General features: G+C 59.0%; 22 protein-coding genes. 13 read left to right on the plus strand and 9 right to left on the minus strand.

Features of this window, described 5'->3' with window-relative positions; translation table 11 throughout:
* Window positions 1-12: 12 nt before the first annotated feature.
* A complete protein-coding gene (locus tag LIX15_RS03890; RefSeq protein WP_227776194.1) occupies window positions 13-777 on the minus strand; it encodes a M14 family metallopeptidase in 765 nt (254 codons plus the stop codon).
* A 100-nt stretch (window positions 778-877) separates the two neighbouring features.
* Window positions 878-1138, minus strand: coding sequence for a DUF8593 domain-containing protein (locus LIX15_RS03895; protein ID WP_227776195.1), 261 nt, complete (start codon window positions 1136-1138; stop codon window positions 878-880).
* 328 nt (window positions 1139-1466) lie between these two features.
* Here LIX15_RS03895 and thrS point away from each other — a divergent pair, with 328 nt between their 5' ends.
* Entirely contained in the window at window positions 1467-3389 is a 1923-nt protein-coding gene (gene thrS / locus LIX15_RS03900) for a threonine--tRNA ligase (RefSeq protein WP_227776196.1), read from the plus strand.
* Between the two features lie 68 nt (window positions 3390-3457).
* Here thrS and LIX15_RS03905 read toward each other — a convergent pair whose 3' ends face one another.
* On the minus strand, window positions 3458-4495 hold the full coding sequence (locus LIX15_RS03905) for a DUF7972 family membrane protein (protein WP_227776197.1): 1038 nt from the start codon (window positions 4493-4495) through the stop codon (window positions 3458-3460).
* Window positions 4496-4576: 81 nt separating this feature from the next.
* Entirely contained in the window at window positions 4577-5413 is an 837-nt protein-coding gene (locus LIX15_RS03910) for a PspA/IM30 family protein (protein WP_227776198.1), read from the minus strand.
* 54 nt (window positions 5414-5467) lie between these two features.
* On the opposite strand from LIX15_RS03910, the gene LIX15_RS03915 reads away from it, so the two are divergent.
* From LIX15_RS03915 to LIX15_RS03940, 6 genes are all read left to right on the plus strand, one after another.
* The gene (locus LIX15_RS03915; RefSeq protein ID WP_227776199.1) at window positions 5468-6064 is read left to right on the plus strand and encodes an alpha/beta hydrolase; all 597 of its coding nucleotides are present in this window, start codon (window positions 5468-5470) and stop codon (window positions 6062-6064) included.
* Window positions 6065-6625: 561 nt separating this feature from the next.
* Entirely contained in the window at window positions 6626-8278 is a 1653-nt protein-coding gene (pyrG, locus tag LIX15_RS03920) for a glutamine hydrolyzing CTP synthase (protein WP_227776200.1), read from the plus strand.
* A complete protein-coding gene (gene guaA / locus LIX15_RS03925) occupies window positions 8278-9195 on the plus strand; it encodes a glutamine-hydrolyzing GMP synthase (RefSeq protein ID WP_227776201.1) in 918 nt (305 codons plus the stop codon). The genes pyrG and guaA overlap by 1 nt, the downstream gene beginning before the upstream one ends.
* Window positions 9195-9515: a DUF7126 family protein gene (locus LIX15_RS03930; protein WP_227776202.1), complete on the plus strand. Its 321-nt coding sequence runs from the start codon at window positions 9195-9197 to the stop codon at window positions 9513-9515. The genes guaA and LIX15_RS03930 overlap by 1 nt, the downstream gene beginning before the upstream one ends.
* Before the next feature lie 95 nt (window positions 9516-9610).
* Window positions 9611-10012, plus strand: a complete 402-nt coding sequence (locus LIX15_RS03935) for a GNAT family N-acetyltransferase (protein ID WP_227776203.1) — start codon at window positions 9611-9613, stop codon at window positions 10010-10012.
* A gap of 94 nt (window positions 10013-10106) precedes the next feature.
* Window positions 10107-10406, plus strand: a complete 300-nt coding sequence (locus tag LIX15_RS03940) for a hypothetical protein (protein WP_227776204.1) — start codon at window positions 10107-10109, stop codon at window positions 10404-10406.
* An 11-nt stretch (window positions 10407-10417) separates the two neighbouring features.
* On the opposite strand, the gene LIX15_RS03945 is transcribed toward LIX15_RS03940, so the two are convergent.
* A complete protein-coding gene (locus LIX15_RS03945) occupies window positions 10418-11089 on the minus strand; it encodes an MBL fold metallo-hydrolase (RefSeq protein ID WP_227776205.1) in 672 nt (223 codons plus the stop codon).
* A 90-nt stretch (window positions 11090-11179) separates the two neighbouring features.
* Between LIX15_RS03945 and LIX15_RS03950 the strand changes: the two genes are divergently transcribed.
* From LIX15_RS03950 to pdhA, 3 genes are all read left to right on the plus strand, one after another.
* A complete protein-coding gene (locus tag LIX15_RS03950; RefSeq protein WP_227776206.1) occupies window positions 11180-11476 on the plus strand; it encodes a DUF8142 family protein in 297 nt (98 codons plus the stop codon).
* A gap of 24 nt (window positions 11477-11500) precedes the next feature.
* Window positions 11501-11818: a cupin domain-containing protein gene (locus tag LIX15_RS03955; protein ID WP_227776207.1), complete on the plus strand. Its 318-nt coding sequence runs from the start codon at window positions 11501-11503 to the stop codon at window positions 11816-11818.
* Window positions 11819-12135: 317 nt separating this feature from the next.
* Entirely contained in the window at window positions 12136-13182 is a 1047-nt protein-coding gene (gene pdhA, locus LIX15_RS03960) for a pyruvate dehydrogenase (acetyl-transferring) E1 component subunit alpha (protein ID WP_227776208.1), read from the plus strand.
* 40 nt (window positions 13183-13222) lie between these two features.
* Here the strand turns inward: pdhA and LIX15_RS03965 are convergent, their stop codons facing one another.
* Together LIX15_RS03965 and LIX15_RS03970 are read right to left on the minus strand one after the other, a co-directional pair.
* Window positions 13223-13453 (minus strand): Lrp/AsnC ligand binding domain-containing protein, encoded by a 231-nt coding sequence (locus tag LIX15_RS03965; protein WP_227776209.1) that lies wholly within the window; start codon window positions 13451-13453, stop codon window positions 13223-13225.
* Window positions 13454-13553: 100 nt separating this feature from the next.
* Window positions 13554-13793, minus strand: coding sequence for a hypothetical protein (locus tag LIX15_RS03970; protein WP_227776210.1), 240 nt, complete (start codon window positions 13791-13793; stop codon window positions 13554-13556).
* Between the two features lie 368 nt (window positions 13794-14161).
* Here LIX15_RS03970 and LIX15_RS03975 point away from each other — a divergent pair, with 368 nt between their 5' ends.
* Together LIX15_RS03975 and LIX15_RS03980 are read left to right on the plus strand one after the other, a co-directional pair.
* Entirely contained in the window at window positions 14162-14851 is a 690-nt protein-coding gene (locus LIX15_RS03975) for a potassium channel family protein (RefSeq protein ID WP_227776211.1), read from the plus strand.
* A gap of 1 nt (window position 14852) precedes the next feature.
* A complete protein-coding gene (locus LIX15_RS03980) occupies window positions 14853-15083 on the plus strand; it encodes an Lrp/AsnC family transcriptional regulator (RefSeq protein WP_227776212.1) in 231 nt (76 codons plus the stop codon).
* 85 nt (window positions 15084-15168) lie between these two features.
* On the opposite strand, the gene LIX15_RS03985 is transcribed toward LIX15_RS03980, so the two are convergent.
* Complete coding sequence (locus LIX15_RS03985; protein ID WP_227776213.1) at window positions 15169-15633, minus strand: DUF5813 family protein; 465 nt, start codon at window positions 15631-15633, stop codon at window positions 15169-15171.
* 206 nt (window positions 15634-15839) lie between these two features.
* Between LIX15_RS03985 and LIX15_RS03990 the strand changes: the two genes are divergently transcribed.
* Window positions 15840-16106, plus strand: a complete 267-nt coding sequence (locus LIX15_RS03990; protein ID WP_227776214.1) for a hypothetical protein — start codon at window positions 15840-15842, stop codon at window positions 16104-16106.
* A 209-nt stretch (window positions 16107-16315) separates the two neighbouring features.
* Here the strand turns inward: LIX15_RS03990 and LIX15_RS03995 are convergent, their stop codons facing one another.
* A complete protein-coding gene (locus LIX15_RS03995) occupies window positions 16316-17239 on the minus strand; it encodes a DUF7504 family protein (protein WP_227776215.1) in 924 nt (307 codons plus the stop codon).
* Window positions 17240-17345 lie beyond the last annotated feature (106 nt).

Consider the following 17345-nt stretch of genomic DNA (forward strand, 5'->3'; position numbering starts at 1 on the left):
GGAATTTCGTCGTTAGAGTTTGCCGACGCGCTCGGCCTGAAAGCCGAGTATCTCCTCGTACCCGTTCGTGGACATCAACACCGGATAGAACGCCCGTTCCGCGCGGCGTTCCTCGCCGTTCTTTCTGGCGAACGGTTCGCCCACCTCGACGCGGACGAAGTTCTCCCCGACGAAGTCGTATCCGGTTCCTTCCACAACGTCGAAAATCCGGTACAGTTCGGGGTCGCTGGCGTCAGACAGCGTATCGACAGCATCCATCTCCCCCAAAAAATTGCGGAGGACGCGCTCTGCGTTTTCTCCTGCTCGCTTCGTCCCGCGGAGTCCACACTCGACTGCCACCCCGTCAACGTGGTCGATGAGGCCGCCAGCGATGTAGCTGACGTCGACCACCCGCGAGACGCCCGTCGCACGGGCGAGTTGTTCCGTTCGGTCGTTCAACTGCGCGACCAGCGCGAAGGGTTCGGGGTGAGAGCGCGTCGAATGAAGGTCGAGGAGGGAACAGTCCCGTACCAGCGGAAGGAGTTCCGCAGCGAGTCTTGATTCGTGGGTTTCACCCTCTTGGTCGCCCGGAAAGGCGCGATTCAGGTCTTCGTCGATGGAGCGGACATTGTTGACGATAGCTTCTTCGTTGGCTACGACGAACCGAACCGGTCGGTGAAAATCGGGATTTTCGGCCAGCACTCGCTCGATGGCCGTCTTGCCGCACAGTTCATTTCCGTGGAGGCACGCAACCACGGCGAGTTCCGGCGTCCCGTCGCCGACGGTTTCGACGTGCATTGACAGCGAGTGGCACGCAGTGGTACTACTTGAGACTGTGGATTGGGAACGGGAAGGGGATTCGGGCGAGAGGTGGATTCGGATGACAGGGTGGAGGGACTCAGTCGGTTTCGTGTTCCGAATCGTGAATTTGCAATCGAAGTTCTTTTTCCGTGATTTCCGCGATCGCGTCTTTCGGGAGCGGGTAGATTTCCTTCGAATCGTCCTTCCAACCGAGAAGCATTTTGTACTGGTTCACGAGGCTCGGATTCGGATCAACGTAGGCGGTACCGTCCCTAACCTCGGTGACGATGCCGACTTTTTGGTCGTCCACGTTAAACACCGGTTTGCCTTCGTCGTCTTTCGTTGGTAATTGCCGCATAGTGGTTGTACTATTCAATCGAATATCAGGCTGTCTGCCAAATAGGGTGCCGTGTGGAAGGGATTCGGTACGAATTTTCAGAGCAACCCGAATTGAAGTCGGTTCGTCGGCAATTGCTAACAGCACAGGGAAAAACATACTCTAGTGAAATACAGGAAACGCTAACGACACCGAAACAAACCAAATCCGTCGAAGTACAGCAGAAACAACGGTGACTTTCTACGAGGATAATTCAAACGTCAACCGATAGAATTCAACCCGAACCATTCCTCCCCTCCTCGCGTCCGTCTCAACACACTTATCTTGCACGTGCCCCGTATCTGCGCCCATGAGTAATATCGTCGTCACGCTCCCGGACGGCTCCGAACTCCATATGGAGAAAGGAGCAACCGTGGAGGACGTGGCCTACGAAATCGGTCCCGGACTCGGCAAGGATACGGTCGCAGGTGTCGTGGACGGAGAACTCGTTGATAAGGCAACGTCCCTCTCCGAGGACTGCCGACTCGTCATCGTCACCGACCAAAGCGACGAGTACGTGGACGTGCTCCGCCACTCCGCAGCCCACGTCTTCGCGCAGGCCCTCCAACGACTCCACCCCGAGGCGAAACTCGCAATCGGTCCGTGGACCGATGAGGGATTCTACTACGATATTTCCGGCGTCGAACTCGACAGCGACAACCTCGAAGAAATCGAAGACGAGGCCCACGACATCATCGAGGAAGACCTCGAAATCGAGCGCGTCGAGAAATCCCGCGAGGAAGCGTTCGACCTGTACGAGGACAACCCGTTCAAACAGGATGTGCTGGACACCGAAGCGGCGGACGAAGACCCCCTCTCGTTCTACGAACAGGGCGAATTTGTCGACCTCTGTAAGGGGCCGCACGTCGAATCGACGGGCGAAATCGGCGGCTTCTCAATTCTCGAAACCTCGGCGGCATACTGGCGCGGCGACGAGGAAAACGACACGCTGACCCGCGTGTACGGAACCGCGTTCGCCAGCGAGGGCGAACTCCACGACTATCTGGAGCGCATGGAAGAAGCCGAGGAGCGCGACCACCGCAAACTCGGACGCGAGATGGACCTGTTCTCCATCGACGAGACGACCGGGCCGGGCCTGCCCCTATACCATCCAAACGGCAAAACCATCCTGCGAGAGCTGTCGGACTTCGCGGGCGAACTGAATCGGGAGGCGGGCTACGACGAGGTCGAGACGCCCCATCTGTTCCGCACCGAACTGTGGAAGAAATCGGGCCACTACGACAACTACGTGGACGACATGTTCCTCCTCGACGTGAACGACGAGGAGTACGGCCTGAAGCCGATGAACTGCCCCGGCCACGCGACCATCTTCGACCAGGACACGTGGAGTTACCGCGACCTGCCGGTTCGGTACTTCGAGAACGGGAAAGTGTACCGGAAAGAGCAGCGCGGCGAACTTTCGGGCCTGTCGCGTGTCTGGTCGTTCACCATCGACGACGGCCACCTGTTTGTCCGACCCGACCAAATCGAGCGCGAGATTCGGCAGGTCATGGATCTCATCTTCGAGGTCATCGAGACGTTCGATTTGGACGTGGAAGTCGCGCTGGCGACCCGCCCGGAAAAGTCGGTCGGAAGTGACGAATTGTGGGAGCATGCGGAATCGCAACTCGAATCCGTGCTGGACTCCAGCGGAATGGACTACGACATCGAACCCGGCGACGGCGCGTTCTACGGCCCGAAAATCGACTTCGGCTTCGAGGACGCCCTCGGCCGAGTCTGGGACGGCCCGACGGTGCAACTCGACTTCAACATGCCCGAGCGGTTCGACTTAGAATACGTCACCGAGGAGAACGAGCGCGAGCGTCCGGTGATGATTCACCGCGCCCTGTACGGGAGCTACGAACGCTTCTTCATGGTGCTCATCGAGCACTTCAACGGGAAGTTCCCGCTCTGGCTCTCGCCCGAGCAGGTTCGCATCCTCCCCGTCAGCGACGATAACCTCGGCTACGCTCACCGCATCAAAAACGAACTCGATGACTTCCGCGTGGAGGTCGAAGACCGCTCGTGGACGGTCGGACGCAAGATTCAGCAGGCCCACGACGACCGCGTGCCGTACATGATTGTAGTCGGCGACAACGAGGAAGAGGCAGGCACGATTTCGGTTCGCGACCGGAAAGAGCGCGAGGAAAACGGCGTTTCGTTGGAATCGTTCCGCAACCACCTCGAATCGGAGCGCGACGAAAAACGCACGGAAATCGACTTCCTTGACTGAGACAGCGTGATTTCCGAATCGTCGGTTCGGAAATCACGGCTTCGCTTTCTTCCGCTGGTTCGACTTTTTCACTCTAATTCGTCGCTTCGCCCCGTCTCCCGAAGGATGAACGGCCCGATGGAGAGCGTTCGTTTCGCCACCGTCGCAATCCGGAGGATGTACGATAGCAGGATGACGAACGGAACGACCGCGATGGTCGTCGCCAAACTCGCAACCAGCACGTCGTTACTGATGGTGAACGTGTAGCCCGGAACCGCTCTCGCGTCGTAGTAGAGTATCATCGCGACGGTGACCACGAGCGCCGGAATCGCCGTGTACAGCATCGCCCGCGAGAGATTGACGAGTTCCCACTGGAAATAAAGCGTCTTGAAATGTTCCCGCGACGGGCCGAAGAACTCCAGCGATTCGATGATGTCGTCGAATGCTTCGTCCACTTCATCGGTGAGGGCGTCCGCGTGTTCGTTGCGAATCTTGCGCGCAAGGAAGATTTTCCACGAGTAGTTAAAGTTGAGGATGGCGGACAGCAGGTCGAACGTCCCGAACTGGGTACCTTCGAGTCGCTCGCTCACGGCTTCCGCGTTCCCGGATAGACCATCGACGTAGCTTCGAATCTCGTCCTTCAACTCCTCGTCTCGGCTCTCCTCGACGGCGTCCGCGAGCGCTTCGGCGCGGTCTTCCGTTTCGTTCATCAACGCTTCCATGAACGACGCGGGTTCCGGCGGAGCAGTCGGCACGTCGAGAAGCTTCTCGGCATCTTTTCGGAAATCCAACGCACCTTTCATTCGATTTCGCTGGTCGCCGACCGGCCCAAGTTCCTGCGAGAGAACGAGCTGATTCAGCGTCACGACGAGCGTCACGCCCGTGATAATCGCTCCGATGAATCCCTGAAAGACGGTGTCTACGGGGTCTTCGGATGCGATGGATCGCTGAAGCGGCGACGGGTCGAGAACACCGAGGATAACTAAGGAAAGAAAGAAGGCGAACAGGATGCCACCAGCGATCACCCATCGATTCGCCTCCATCAGAATCCACAACTTTCGCCGATTCTCGTCTACTCGTTCCCGCATCGTATCGCCGGGTTGGGAACTGCCACCTGAATCGCTCATACTACGTGAAAGGGAGAGTGGATTCAAATAGACTGTTGCCGGGACGAAAGGACTGCTACGAAGTATTGCGATTATCGAGGTTTACGAGTTGTTCTCCTCGGTGGCCTGTTCGGTTTCGGTTTCGGTCTCATCGGCCGCAACTTCGGCTTCGAGGTCAGCGAGGTCGATGTCCTCCTCGTCGGATTCGGATTGCGTTTCCGCCTCCACTTCCGGTTCGTCTTCCATTCCCATCTCGGCTTTCAGGGTGTCGAGTTCGGAATCGACCTCCCCGCCGGTTCGCATCTCTTCGAGTTCGCGGTCGAGTTGGTCTTTGTCCGAGAGCGCGTCGTCGAACGCACCCGTATCGTGGAGTTCGTCCATCGCCTCCGCGCGCGCCTCCATCTCCTCGGTGCGCTGTTCCGCATTCTCGATGGAGCGCGAAACGTCCTCCATCTCGTCGCCGACGCCCGTCATGGCTTCTGAAACGCGACTGTTCGCTTCGGCGGCCTCGTAGCGGGCTTTCATGCTCTCTTTTTTCGTACGGAACTCCTCGATACGGTTCTGGAGCGTGTCTTTCTTCTCCACGAGGTTGTCCTGCGTGTTCTGGAGCTGCGCGATTTGCCCCTCCAAATCCTCGATTTGGTTCATCTTCTGTTTTTTCTTCTCGAGCGCCTTCCGGGCCAAATCCTCGCGGCCTTGCTTGACGGCCTCCCGCGCCTGCCCGTTGTGCTTCTCGACGTTCTCTTCGAGGTTACGCTTCTGAATTTCGAGGCGTTTTTTCTGGGTGGTCAGGTCGGCGATACCCTTTTTCACGTCCTGCAGTTCGTCGCGCATCTGCTCGTAGGAGTAATCGAGCGTCTCGGTCGGGTCTTCGGCCCTGTTGAGGACGGCATTTATTTTCGAGCGGATGACGTACGACATGCGTGAGAGTACTCCCATACATCTACATTCAGAACCCGACCCTTAAAATCCTCACCAAGCTAACACGCCCTCATGCAGTCGAACAAAGTCGTCGTCCCCGGCGCGCGGAACGTTCGGGCCACGTTGAACGCTCCGGAGGGTGAAACGGACGAGATTGTGGTTGCGTGCCCACCTCATCCGCAGTTCAACGGGAATCGGCGTGACAACCGACTCGTCGCCCTCGGCGAGTACCTGACCGACCACGGAATCGCCTGCCTGCGGTTCGATTACGGCGACTGGGACGAGGGCTACGGCGAGCGCGAGGACGCCCGGAACGCCCTCCAGTGGGGCAAAGAGCGATACGATTTCGTTGGAATTTTTGGGTTCAGTTTCGGCGGCGGAGTCGCGGCGTTGGCTGGTGCGGATGAAGGTGCGGAGGTGATCGGACTGCTCGCGCCTGCGTCTCGTTTGGCGGACGATTTAGACGCGGTGGAAGTGTTGGACGAGATTAACGTACCGCTGAAGATTCTGTACGCCACGCGGGACGACACCGCGAACTGGGAGCCCTTGGTGGAGCGCGCGGAGGAGTTAGGGTTCGAAGTAGAGGGGTTTAGTGCCGACCACTTCTTTGTGGGCCAGGAACAGAAGGTTGCAAGGCGGTTGGGGGAATTCTTCGTTAAACAGCTCTGAATAGGAGTGAGATTTACTCGATTCAGGCTCGTTCCTGCAGATTCTTTCCGGCATCCTGCTTGTTACTTAACCACCATGTCTCTAGCTATCACGACTCTTAATCACCGCACCTCGCCCTCCCCCATCCTCTTCCCGCACTCCGGACGAGCGAACCTCGTCCGAGTTCTCGTTCGCGTGCGATCACGAGAACACCGTGCGGATCGTCCCTCGCGCGCGTTGCTCGCACGCGCCGGGGGGATTTGTGAAGATTCGAAATCTGTGCGGTGGCGCGCGAAGGGGAACCATCTACAGGTTCGCCCGTGCGAGTCGGTTGGGGAGGATGTGGCGCGGTTGCAGGACGGGTGCGGTATGATAGGAGTCGGCAATAGCTAGCACAAATGAAACAAACCAATCATCCTCGCTGTCGCGGTTGGCGGTGTGAGAGGTTCAGCAGTAGCGAGGACGTAACGAGCAAATGACCAACATCCAATCGACCCCTCTCCACGGCTGTCGTCTGTGCCATCCCCTACCGAACCGCGCGCCCTCCGAAATGGTTTTGACGAACGATTGCTGAAAGTCAGTATGCCGACTGACCCCGAGACAGGCTACGACCCCGAGATGGGGGAGAAGTTCATTTTCGTCACAGGGGGCGTCATGTCCGGACTTGGCAAAGGCATCACCGCCGCGAGCACCGGGCGACTGCTCGCAAACGCCGGGTTCGACGTGACCGCCGTAAAAATCGACCCGTATCTGAACGTAGACGCGGGGACGATGAATCCCTACCAGCACGGAGAAGTGTACGTCCTGAAAGACGGTGGCGAGGTTGACCTCGATTTGGGCAACTACGAGCGATTCCTCGACATCGACATGACGTTCGACCACAACGTCACCACCGGAAAGGCGTACAAGCACGTCATCGAGAAGGAGCGGGCGGGCGACTACCTCGGAAAGACCGTCCAGATTATCCCGCACATCACGGACGAAATCAAGCGCCGAATCCGCGAGGCCGCCGAGGGCCACGACGTGTGTATCGTCGAAGTGGGCGGCACCGTGGGCGACATCGAGAGCATGCCGTTCCTCGAAGCGCTGCGCCAGTTCGCCACGGAGCAGGACGAGGAGGATTTCCTGTTGACCCACGTGACGCTTGTTCCGTACTCGAAAAACGGCGAGCAAAAGACGAAGCCGACTCAACACAGCGTCAAAGAACTGCGGAGCATCGGCTTGCAACCCGACGTGCTCGTCGGGCGCTGTGACGACGGCCTCGACCCCGAAACGAAGGAGAAAATCGCGCTCTTCTGCGACGTGCCGACCGACGCCGTCTTCTCGAACCCCGACGTGGAGGACATCTACCACGTTCCGCTGGTGGTCGAAGAGGAAGGACTCGACGACTACGTGATGGAGAAACTCGACCTCACCGACCGCGCCGTTTCGAGCGAGGAGCGAACCACGGCGTGGCGCGATCTCGTCACGCAGGAAACCGAGGACGAAGTCGATATCGCACTCGTCGGGAAGTACGCGCTCGAAGACGCCTACATGTCCATCCACGAGGCGCTGAAACACGCCGGACTGGAGAAGAACGTGGACGTGAACGTCCTGTGGGTTGACTCCGACGAGATGGACGACGACCACGAAGAGCGCCTGAAGGAGGCCGACGGAATCGTCGTTCCCGGCGGATTCGGCAGTCGCGGTACGGAAGGGAAAATCGAGGCGATTCGTTACGCCCGAGAGAACGACGTTCCGTTCCTCGGCCTCTGTCTCGGCTTCCAGATGGCCGTCGTGGAGTACGCCCGAAACGTCCTCGGACTGGAGGGCGCGAATTCCGCGGAAATCGACGACGACTCGCCGCATCCCGTCATCGACATCCTGCCCGAGCAGTACGAAATCGAGGATATGGGCGGCACGATGCGTCTCGGCGCGCACGAAACGGAAATAGAGGCGAATACGCTCGCACACGAGGTGTACGGCGCGACGAGTTGCACGGAGCGCCACCGTCACCGCTACGAGGTGAACCCAGAGTATTTCGAGGATTTCGACGGCGAACCGCTCGTGTTCTCCGGACGCGCTGGCAACCGGATGGAAATCCTCGAACTGGACGGTCATCCGTACTACTTCGGAACGCAGTTCCATCCCGAGTTCCGCTCGCGACCTGACAGGGCGAGCCCGCCGTTCGTTGGCCTGCTGGAAGGAGTGCTCGAAGAAGCAGAAATGAAAGAATGCGAGGAGGTAGAAGCCTAATGGTCGAAACCGGTAAATTCATCGAAGAAGCGGTCGCGGAGATTCGAGACGAAGTCGGCGACGAACACGCCATCATCGCGCTGTCGGGCGGCGTCGATTCGTCCGTCGCCGCCGCACTCGCCTACAAAGCCATCGGCGACCAACTCACGCCGGTGTACGTCGATACCGGACTGATGCGGAAAGGTGAAACCGCCCAGATTCGGGAGACGTTCGCCTACATGAGTTCTCTGGAGGTCGTGGAAGCGGAAGACCGATTCTTGGACGCGCTGTCGGGCGTCACCGACCCAGAGGAAAAACGCGCCGTCATCGGCGAGCAGTTCATCCGCGAGTTCGAACGAGAGGCGAAGGAAACGGACGCCGACTACCTCGTCCAGGGGACGATTTACCCCGACCGAATCGAGAGCGAAGGCGGCATCAAATCCCATCACAACGTCGGCGGTCTACCGGACGTGGTGGATTTCGAAGGAATCGTCGAACCCGTCCGCGACCTGTACAAGGACGAAGTGCGCGACGTTGCCCGCGCACTCGGACTGGAGGACATCGTCGCGGAGCGCATGCCCTTCCCCGGCCCCGGCCTCGCGGTTCGCGTCGTCGGCGAGGTGACGCGCGAGAAAGCGCAAGTCGTCCGCGAGGCGTGTCACGTTGTCGAGGAAGAACTGGAGGAGTACGACCCGTGGCAGGCGTTCGCCGCCGTCGTTGGCAAGGGAACCGGCGTGAAAGGCGACAACCGCGTCCACGGCTGGATCGTCGCGGTTCGGTCGGTCGAATCGCGCGACGGCATGACCGCCAGAGCGCAGGAACTCGACTGGGAGACGCTCCAGCGAATCCAGTCGCGTATCACCGGACAGAACGAAAACGTCGCCCGCGTCGTCTACGACGTGACACATAAACCTCCGGCGACCATCGAATACGAGTGATGCGCGCAGTTATCGCAGGACCAGACGAAGACGGACTCGGAACTGCACTGGAATCGCAGGGCGTCGAAACGGCCGCCGTGGAGGGTGTCGCCTCCCGCCCCGCGCTCGAAGACGCGGGCGTCCACGACGCCGACCTGTTCGTCCTCACCGACGTCGGGCAGGCTACCGCAATCGCGGTTGCGAAGGACGTGAACCCGAAAATTCGCGTCGTCGTGTACGACGACGACACCATCCCGGAGTTCGCTCGCAATCAAGCGGGCCTCATCGTCGACCCGAATCTGCTGTCGGCGGACGCGGTCGCGGAAGAACTGACGGCGTAAGTCGGTTCGGAACAACCACTCGTGCAGAACGATCGAAACCGACGGTATCGGCCGGAAAAGGTAGAACTAATCACCTTCCTGCGGAACGAATTTTTATGACCTACGAAGTGCGTGATGAACTGCCGACAGTCGAGGAATTCATCGCCCTGCGCGAGGCCGCCGACATGGCGCCCCGGAGCATGGAAGCAGTCGAACGGGGACTGCCGAACTCCGTTTTCGGCGTAACCGTGGTGGATGAAAGTGGCGAAGTCGTCGGCATGGCTCGAATCATCGGCGACGGCGGGTCGGTGTACCAAATCGGCGATATGGCGGTGCATCCCGACCACCAACGACAGGGACTCGGTTCCAAAATGATGGAGCGACTGATGACGTATCTGGAGGCGAATGCGCCGGAAGGAGCCTACGTCAACCTCATGGCGGACGTGGAGGGCTTTTACGAACAGTTCGGATTCGAATATACCGCGCCTGCTTCGCGTGGGATGTATTTGCGGATGTAAGTGCGCCGTGAGGTTGCTGGGAAGTCCGAAAAATAATCCGGTGAACGCTACTCTGAGGATATTTTTGAGTTGCTGTTAGCAATCGCCGACTTCAATGAAACCGCAACCGCACTCGCCCACAGACCTCCCCAACCGACTGCGTTTCTCACTCCGGAAGAGCAAGCTCTTCCGTGCTCTCGTTCACTCCTTCGTCGCTCACGAGAACTTCGTTGCGATACTCATCCCTCGCGTGATTTCACCACAGACCCTCGACGGTAAACGCCTCGGGCCTGTGGAAGCACGCGCCATAGTGTTGTGGAAGGAAAGCAGACTCCCGATAACGATGAGTGCGCTTCCGAACCGAACGGCGTTTGTACCAAACCCTATAGACAAAATCGAAGTTGTTGAAAAGTAAATGAATAGGTCTTACAGCCTTTCAGCCAATTCCTGTAGTCGCGCGCTCCCGTCGCGGACGAAGGGGACGCCGTGGCCCATTCCGACGACTTCGAAGTCGGGTGCGCGTTCCGCCAGCGAGACGATGCTGTCGCGCACGTCGTCGGTGTCGTAGCTCATGGCCCACGACGAGGGCTTCAGTTCGCCGTGGCTCTCCATCACCAAATCGCCGAGGAAGGCGACGCCGAGAGGCTCGCTAATATAGGCGATGTGGCCGGGTGAGTGACCCGGCGTGGAATAGGCCGTGAAGCTCCCGATTTCGTCGCCGTCTTCGACGGAACGGATTTCGCTTTCGGGCGCGGAAACCAGCGACCCTACCACGCGCTGGAGTGCGCCTTTGTGGTTCCGCCAGTCGGGGGTTTCCGACCCCGAGAGAATCGGGGCGTCCGCTTTCCCGGCGAAAACGGGCGCTTCGAACGGAAGGCGGGCGAGCGCGCCGACGTGGTCGAAATCGTAGTGCGTTAGCAGCACGCGGTCGATGTCGTCCACGCTGTATCCCGCTTCGCTGACGCCGCGGGCGATGTCGCCGCTGTCGAAGGGCGTTCCGGCGTCGATGAGCGTTAGGTCGCCGTCGTCGTCCGCGAGGAAAGAGTTCACGTTCCCGAGGTCGAACCACCAGAGGCCGTCCGCGAGTTCGGTCGCCATGTGGGGTGCTACGACGGCGATCCACTTGAGCGTGGGGCGAATTCCGAGGCGAACGGGTGGTTTTTGGTCGTGGGACGCCGACCATCTGTTATGGGTTCGTCACTGCTGGACAGGTCGGAGGAGGTAGACAGAAAGCGCGCCGCGAAAGCCATTGCTCCGTTTCTCGTCCTCGGGCTACTCAACCTCGCGCTCATCCTCGGGTGGGGGATGAACCCGCTTTGGGGATTCGCCATTCTCCCGCCCATCCTGTTCATCAGCGTCATCGGCTGGATCGGGTTCAAATCGGGCTTCATCACCGACCACGCGGATTATCGAGAGGAAGATTCGGAAGAAACCGGCAGTGACCACATCACCGACGACCACACCCACACCGACCAGTCCGATTAAGTTCCGACCCGCCGTTTTCCCGGTATGTTCGACCGCTACGCAGACCTCGATTTAGACCCCGACGACGACGAAGTCCAGACCGCCGAACTGGTCGTCACCGACGACGTTCTCGTGAAGGCGTTCGCCCTCGGCCCCGGCGCAGAACTCTCGCCGCACGAACACGGCGATAGCACGAACGTATTCCACGTCCTCGACGGCGATGTAACCGTGATTCAGGACGGTTCGGAGGAAGTCGTCTCGGCCCCCGGCGTCGTCCTCCACGAGCGTGGGGTTGTACACGGGGCGCGAAACGAGACCGACGAAACCGTGAGTTTCACGGCGAGCCTCTGTCCGCTTCCTTGAAACAGGCGAAGAGAACGTCGAGAAGGCGTTTGTTACTCCCGGACAGTTGAGAATAGATTGTGAATTTCAGAGCGTTGAGAATTGGGATGTGACTGCTGTGGTTGCAGATGCAGAAGTTACCTCGTTACAACCAACCCCGATATCTCGAAGGGGTGGCCTACTCCTAGTGATTACAGTTACGACGCCCTCGCCAATCTGCTCTCCTGTTCGGAAACACTAACACACACGATTGAATTCCTGTCCAACTTCTCTGCGAACCGCACGCCTGCGTAACCGCTTTCGGAACGTCTTTGAAACCGGACTACATCTCCGGGGGCATGAACCGAATCATCGGAGAGCGAGAACTGGCCGAGACGCCGTTTTCCGCCGAGGACGCCCGCGAGACTTTCAAACAGATGGTTCTCGCCCGACGATTTGACGAGCGCGCAATCGCGCTCCAGCGCCGGGGCTGGATGAGCAGTTGGCCGCCGTACCGCGGTCAGGAAGGCTCGCAGGTCGGCGCCGCGCTGGCGATGGACGAAGACGACTGGCTGTTTCCCACCTATCGCTCCAACGCGATGCAGGCCGCGCGCGGCGTCCCGATAAGCGACATCCTCCTGTTCCGACTCGGACGGCCGGAGTTCGACTCCGAACACGACGTGCCGAACTTCCCGCAGGCGGTTCCAATCGCCACGCAGATTCCCCACGCGGCGGGCGTCGGCATGGGGATGAACTACCGCGGCGAGGAGGATGCAGTTCTCTGTTACTTCGGCGACGGCGCGACGAGCGAGGGCGACTTCCACGAAGGGATGAACTTCGCGGGCGTGTTCGACGCGCCGGTCGTCTTCTTCTGCGAGAACAACAACTGGGCCATCAGCCTCCCGCGGCACAAACAGACCGCGAGCGAAAGCATCGCGGTGAAAGCCGAGGCCTACGGCTTCGAGGGCGTCCAGGTTGACGGCAACGACCCGCTCGCAGTGCGCGAAACGGTCGCCGAGGCGCTCGATTCGGCCCGCCAAGGGAAACCCGTCCTGGTCGAAAGCTTGACCTACCGACAGGGCGCCCACACCACCAGCGACGACCCGAGCAAGTACGAAGATCAAGAACGCGACCTGCCCGAGTGGCGAAAAGCGGATCCGATCGAACGCTACGAATCGTGGCTCCGCGAGCAGGACGTTATCGACGACGAGTTCGTTGAGACGGTTCACGACGAAGCGGACGAAACGTTGGAAGAGGCGGTCGAGGAAGCCGAATCTGTCGAAGATCCAGACCCTCACGACGTGTTCGACCGGGTGTACGCCGACGTGCCGCCCCGACTGCGCAAACAGAAGGGCTGGTTGGATTCGTTCCTCGAAACGAACGACGTGTACGAACTCGACCACTGACGGATTCAGCACCCGCTAAACGACAAATAAAACGTTCGATTCAGTCGATTGCGATGTACGTTTTCGTGTCCACGACGCCATCGAGCCCCTGAATATCGGACGAAGAGGTTTGAAGCACGTTGTACACTTCCTCCGCGTCCACCTCTACGACGATGTCGTAATCTCCCGCGACGATGTGGGCTTCCTCGACGCTCCCTAAGCCTCTCACCGAGTCCAGTAGGCCTTGAGACTTTCCTGCGGCGGTGTTGACCATGATAAATGCGTGAACCATGGTATGTGATACTCTACCACGCGAGAAAAGTCTTTGCCCGGAGCGGGCACTACACGGGACTCCCCCTCATTCTCGGTACGACGATGGATTTCTTCCCGACTCACTCTTCGAACGGTTTGTCTTCCTCCTCGTAAACGATAGTCAGCCTCCCGGGTGTTTCACGATTTGTCGCTGTGCGAAGCCTGTCGAATGTTTCGAGCATTTCGTTCGGTATCCTAGTCCGATCTTCGACAATCGCCGACTCCTCCCGCAACGAATCGTACACCCGTTCCATGAGCAAATTTACGGCGTATGCATCCGATTTTGAGCGTATTTCGAAGGTCGCTTCGTGTCGCGCCATACCATGAGTTGACTTTGCAGCGGGAAAGCACCCTCGCCACCAATTCCGGATTAGCGGTCGTTTACACCGCGATCTCGACAACGTTAACGCGATGAAATATGGGTTCGAAGAGGTTCTCGAAGGCGAGGAAGAATGTATGATAAGGAGAATAAAATTATCGTGATGCCCATTATCAATCGCCGCAAACATTCACGCTGGTCGCCGGTATGCTTCCCCTTTCGTTGAGTGGCGCCCGGCCAACAGTGATAATCTGGCGACAGAACTCACCGGCGATGACCAATCCCCGTCGGCGATTACGGTCTTTTCGGGCATCGTGAACGACCGTCTTCGGAGAAAAGTTATTCAACCCCACTGTCGTAGGATGTTCCATGCGATTCGTTATCATTGGTGCAGGTCGTGTCGGCCTGCGAACCGCCCGCGTCCTCCGCGAAGAAGGCCACGACGTGGTTATCGTGGAGTACAACGCGAACAAGGCAAAGCGCGCACGAACCGACGGCTTCGAAGTCGTCGAAGGGGACGGGTCGCGCGAATCGATTCTCGAACAGGCTGGACTCGAATCCGCCGACGCCGTCGGCGGATTGACCGGGGATTTGAACGTCAACTTCGCGGCCTGCATGGTCGGCAAGCACAACGGCTGTCGAACCGTCCTCCGCATCGACGAGGATTACCGAGAAGATATCTACCGGAAGTTCGCAAGCGACGTGGATGAAGTCGTCTACCCCGAACGCCTCGGCGCAATCGGGGCGAAAAACGCCCTCCTCGGCGGGAACATCCGCGCGATTGCTGACATCGCTCAGAACTTGCAGGTGGTCGAACTCACCATCACGGAAGAATCGCCCATGCGCGGCTACTCCATCAGCGAACTGGAACTTCCCGCCAACTCGCGCATTCTCGCGTTCGGGAAGGAGGACGAGACGATGGGAATCCCGCTTCCGGACGACTCCCTCGAACGCGGGGATAGAGTCGCCGTTCTCGCGGATTTCTCCGTGTTAGAGGACGTTCGGCGGATTCTCGTCGGGGATAACAGTCGAGCAACCGCGGAAGCTGGAGGCGTCTGAGATGGTCGCCGCATACATCATGGTCAAAGCGAACACGGGAGAGGCGGATCGACTGAAAAACACGATCCTCGATATCGACGACGTACAGGATGCACACATCGTCGCCGGGGATGTAGACCTCATCGTCAAGGTGCAGGTCGAAAACCCCGCCGAAGTCAAGACGATTTCAGCCGACGGGATTCAAGGAATTCAGGGCGTCGAAGATACGCAGACGTATATCTCGATGGACTGAGGGTGAGGAAGAAGAACAAAAAAGCAAGAAAGAACGGAAGGAGAAACGGCGCGGCGGAGTTCCCAGAACTCCGCCGCGCTGCCGACTAGTCGTAGCTCTGGTGTGCCTGCGATAGTAACCCTGCCGCGGGGTTGCCGTACTCGTAGCCGGGAACGATGCCTTGTACCCACGTTCCTTCGACGTAATCGACGACAGCCATCGCGTCGTTGGGCACTTTATCTGGATAGCCCGAAAGTTCGAGCGAAAGCACGGCTTCGTCGCCCTCGCGCACGATTTCCGGCGACGTAATGTCGTCCGTGGACGCGACGGTGTGTGCGTCTTCCAATCGCAGTTCGAGCGTTTCGAACCAGCCGTTCTCGACCACGTCGGCGACCGACTCATCCTCGACGACCGCCGAGAGCATCGGCATTCGAATCGTCACCGAGACGGTTTCGTCCGTCACTCGAACGATTCCGTCGAACGGCGTCGTCGTCGCGACGTACGTTTCCTTGCCGTCTTTTTCGAATCCATCGTGTAAATCGAACTCGCGTTCGATGCTCGTCTGCGTCATTGCCCGGAGTAGGGTCGGCGGACTGAAGGGCGTTACGAGAAGTCGCGAGCGACGTCGATTTCGGACGTCCAGCGAAGCTCGTCGTCGAAGACGGCGGGCAAATCCTCCAATTCGAAGTAATCTTGCAGTTCGTCAGCCGCCAGGGTAACCGGAGGAGATCACCGTCCGAGAGGAAGTGTGTCTGAACGCCGTCGATGAACGGCAGAATGGTTCCACCCATCGACCGCCCGTTTGCCGAGTGCGAACGCGAGCAAACCCTGTATCGGCAGTCATCGAGGTTCCACGAAGTGGATGAGCGGGATACCGCTGTCGGCTTGGGCGATTTCGACCCCGCCATCACCGACGACGACGTACTGGTTCCCGACGAGTCGCTGCTCACGGGCGATAGAGAGCGCAGAGGAAATCCGGCGTTGAGCAGACGACCAATCATCCGTCCGACCACCGTTGCCCCGGTGTTTCCGATTTCGCTGTAGGTGACGACGCTGACCGGTGCTTGGAATGCCGAAGCAGGAACCGCCCGCGGTTCCACCGGACGAGAGGTTTCTATCTGGAACCGATTCCGTTCGAGCGGGTCGATAACCGTGAGGCCGGGAAGGTCGTCACGCAGTCGAAACTGCGGGAGACCCCCTCCCAACAACGTCGAAGACGGATACTTTGCTCACGATGTCGTGGAAGTGTATCCTCAGATGTCGAACCACTCGGTAGTGTAGTTCGTTTCCCGGAGATGCCAGCGCTGTTCCGGACCGGAGTCACCTGCTCGGAGCTCGACGATAGCGTCGAACTTCGAGGTGATGGCGCGAACCGGGGGCGAATCGTACTCTATCGGGAGAACGTAGTGGGCCATGCCGGAAACGTCCTTTAACGCTTCGCAAATCGGGCCGAGGAAGGCATCGACCAGTGCATCGTCGTGGGTTTCGACCAGCGGACGAAGCGTGTCGAAACAGAAGCGGAGTTCTGCAGGTTCGAACCCGCCGCGTTCCGCGTCGAGTCGGCGAATCGTGGCGACGATTTTGTCGCGGAAATCGTCAATATCGCCATCGATACGCTCGATTTCGGGGAGGATTCGCACCGAATCCTCCGCTACCGTCGAGCGAGAATCCGTGTGATAATCCACGATGTAGGCGTTTTTACCGATAGACCCGGCCATCGAAAGCCGACTACGGGCCGTCGAAATGCTCCGGTCGTGTAGGGCGAACAGTCGCGTTCGATTGCGCGACGTTTCGCCGAGTAGGGGCGTACTCGCCGTGTCGACAACGGAATCCGGAACCGACCCAACGACGAGTAGGTTTCCACCGAGTTGCTTGATGCGGGCGAGTCCGGGTTGCACCGTAATCGACCCATCGCCGCGAACCGTGACATGGTGGCCGTAAAGCGAAAATGAAAGTCGGCCACCCCGACGCGACGTGCCGTCGTCACGGGATTTGAACAGTTTGTCCAGTGCCTCCGGGTCGATAACGTCGTACAACTGTTCGGGGATTTCGGCTGGTTCGACACCCGCAACGTCCGCGACGGCCACCGTGACAGTCGTGCTAAGCGACTGTGAGCTAGCGAGGTCGTGCTTGACGCGATGGACACCTCGCTTATCGGGGGAACCATCCTCATTCATACACTTTGTAACACTCCGCAACCGACGTTCAAAAACCCATCGTCATTTATTTGACATTCGTTTATGAACTCTGGAATTGGAGGAGAGTGGAGCGTTGTTTTTACAG

The organism is Haladaptatus pallidirubidus, assembly GCF_020700235.1.
Lineage (GTDB): Archaea > Halobacteriota > Halobacteria > Halobacteriales > Haladaptataceae > Haladaptatus > Haladaptatus pallidirubidus.

What these genes read in the sequence shown, in the direction of transcription:
- LIX15_RS03970 (WP_227776210.1), bottom strand. Translation starts at nt 13,793, where the DNA reads ATGGCGCGACACGAAGCGACCTTCGAAATACGCTCAAAATCGGATGCA.
- LIX15_RS03905 (WP_227776197.1), bottom strand. Translation starts at nt 4,495, where the DNA reads ATGAGCGATTCAGGTGGCAGTTCCCAACCCGGCGATACGATGCGGGAA.
- LIX15_RS03940 (WP_227776204.1), top strand. Translation starts at nt 10,107, where the DNA reads ATGAAACCGCAACCGCACTCGCCCACAGACCTCCCCAACCGACTGCGT.
- LIX15_RS03955 (WP_227776207.1), top strand. Translation starts at nt 11,501, where the DNA reads ATGTTCGACCGCTACGCAGACCTCGATTTAGACCCCGACGACGACGAA.
- pdhA (WP_227776208.1), top strand. Translation starts at nt 12,136, where the DNA reads ATGAACCGAATCATCGGAGAGCGAGAACTGGCCGAGACGCCGTTTTCC.
- LIX15_RS03985 (WP_227776213.1), bottom strand. Translation starts at nt 15,633, where the DNA reads ATGACGCAGACGAGCATCGAACGCGAGTTCGATTTACACGATGGATTC.
- LIX15_RS03930 (WP_227776202.1), top strand. Translation starts at nt 9,195, where the DNA reads ATGCGCGCAGTTATCGCAGGACCAGACGAAGACGGACTCGGAACTGCA.
- LIX15_RS03945 (WP_227776205.1), bottom strand. Translation starts at nt 11,089, where the DNA reads ATGGCGACCGAACTCGCGGACGGCCTCTGGTGGTTCGACCTCGGGAAC.
- LIX15_RS03895 (WP_227776195.1), bottom strand. Translation starts at nt 1,138, where the DNA reads ATGCGGCAATTACCAACGAAAGACGACGAAGGCAAACCGGTGTTTAAC.
- LIX15_RS03965 (WP_227776209.1), bottom strand. Translation starts at nt 13,453, where the DNA reads ATGGTTCACGCATTTATCATGGTCAACACCGCCGCAGGAAAGTCTCAA.
- guaA (WP_227776201.1), top strand. Translation starts at nt 8,278, where the DNA reads ATGGTCGAAACCGGTAAATTCATCGAAGAAGCGGTCGCGGAGATTCGA.
- thrS (WP_227776196.1), top strand. Translation starts at nt 1,467, where the DNA reads ATGAGTAATATCGTCGTCACGCTCCCGGACGGCTCCGAACTCCATATG.
- LIX15_RS03910 (WP_227776198.1), bottom strand. Translation starts at nt 5,413, where the DNA reads ATGGGAGTACTCTCACGCATGTCGTACGTCATCCGCTCGAAAATAAAT.
- LIX15_RS03915 (WP_227776199.1), top strand. Translation starts at nt 5,468, where the DNA reads ATGCAGTCGAACAAAGTCGTCGTCCCCGGCGCGCGGAACGTTCGGGCC.
- LIX15_RS03950 (WP_227776206.1), top strand. Translation starts at nt 11,180, where the DNA reads ATGGGTTCGTCACTGCTGGACAGGTCGGAGGAGGTAGACAGAAAGCGC.
- LIX15_RS03980 (WP_227776212.1), top strand. Translation starts at nt 14,853, where the DNA reads ATGGTCGCCGCATACATCATGGTCAAAGCGAACACGGGAGAGGCGGAT.
- LIX15_RS03990 (WP_227776214.1), top strand. Translation starts at nt 15,840, where the DNA reads ATGGTTCCACCCATCGACCGCCCGTTTGCCGAGTGCGAACGCGAGCAA.
- LIX15_RS03935 (WP_227776203.1), top strand. Translation starts at nt 9,611, where the DNA reads ATGACCTACGAAGTGCGTGATGAACTGCCGACAGTCGAGGAATTCATC.
- LIX15_RS03995 (WP_227776215.1), bottom strand. Translation starts at nt 17,239, where the DNA reads ATGAATGAGGATGGTTCCCCCGATAAGCGAGGTGTCCATCGCGTCAAG.
- pyrG (WP_227776200.1), top strand. Translation starts at nt 6,626, where the DNA reads ATGCCGACTGACCCCGAGACAGGCTACGACCCCGAGATGGGGGAGAAG.
- LIX15_RS03975 (WP_227776211.1), top strand. Translation starts at nt 14,162, where the DNA reads ATGCGATTCGTTATCATTGGTGCAGGTCGTGTCGGCCTGCGAACCGCC.
- LIX15_RS03890 (WP_227776194.1), bottom strand. Translation starts at nt 777, where the DNA reads ATGCACGTCGAAACCGTCGGCGACGGGACGCCGGAACTCGCCGTGGTT.